Source organism: Endozoicomonas sp. YOMI1, assembly GCF_024606345.1.
Taxonomy (GTDB): Bacteria; Pseudomonadota; Gammaproteobacteria; order Pseudomonadales; family Endozoicomonadaceae; genus Endozoicomonas.
Map to the genome: position 1 here is coordinate 1 of NZ_JAHHPM010000275.1, position 1,016 is coordinate 1,016.

A 1,016-nucleotide genomic window follows, 5' to 3' on the forward strand; every position below is an offset into this window, starting at 1 on the left:
AGACTATAGATGATCAGCTTATTTTTTTCCTTGCCTTGAGCTTTCTCACCTTGCAATAGTCATACAAGGTGGTCGCCGGGCAACCAACGATCTTGGCAATGGCCGCTTTACTCACGCCCATATCCAGGTATTTCTGGATCTCGACCCGCTTGGCGTCCAGCTTCAGGGTTTTCGCCTTGCCCTGGGGACGACCCAGCTTGACCCCGGCAGCCTTGCGGGCGGCCAGGGCTTCCCTGGTGCGGCTGCTGATAAATTCCCGTTCGATCTCGGCGGCCAGCCCCAGCACGGTGGCGGTGATTTTGCTTTGCAGGGAGTTATCAAACACCATGCCGTTCTTGGCGATGTGCAGGTTGACCTGGTTTTCGGTGCACTGTTTCAGGATCTCCAGCACTTCCAGGGTGGACCTGGCCAGCCGGGAGATTTCTGCCGCCATGATGGTATCGCCTTCACCGGCCTGGCTGAGCAAGTCACCGATGCCCCGCTCTTTCCAGTGTTTCTTGCTGGTGACGGTATCTTCCACGTAGTGCAGGTTGGTGATGCCCTGCTGGTTGGCGTATTCGAGCACGCCGTGTTTCTGGTTCTGGACGTCCTGGGCATCGGTGGAGACCCGCAGGTAAGCGTAGTTCGGCACGGTGACCTCCTGTTATCGCCAGTCAACGACGGCGGTGGTGATGCCCAGCTCTTTCAGAAGCTTGATGGCGCTGTCGACGCTGGCGAAATGGCGGATGTTGTCACGGCGGGCGGTGAGCGTGAAGGACTGGCCGTTGCCCCGCTTAAAGCTGATGATCCATTTTCCGGCTTGCATTACCGCCGGGGTGACGATGACGAGCTTGATGTCGTTGGCTTCCAACAACAGGGAGACCTGGTTTAGCTGCATGTACTGGTACCACTGGGTTTCAGATTGGTTGAAATACCAAGATAGGATGTTTTGGTATGCCAAAAATATAATTTTTTGTCGGCAGCCGCGGCGCATGCAATAGCTAAAGTGAGTAACCAATATAGGGTGTTTTGGCGGG

At 55.7% G+C, this 1,016-nt stretch carries 2 protein-coding genes; both read right to left on the reverse strand.

What is annotated here, in order from left to right:
- Positions 1–13 precede the first annotated feature (13 nt).
- Positions 14–631 (reverse strand): recombinase family protein, encoded by a 618-nt coding sequence (locus tag KDK15_RS09600; protein WP_257295136.1) that lies wholly within the window; start codon positions 629–631, stop codon positions 14–16.
- A gap of 12 nt (positions 632–643) precedes the next feature.
- Positions 644–1,016 (reverse strand): hypothetical protein (locus KDK15_RS09605; protein WP_257295137.1); only part of this gene is annotated, 373 nt, incomplete at its 5' end.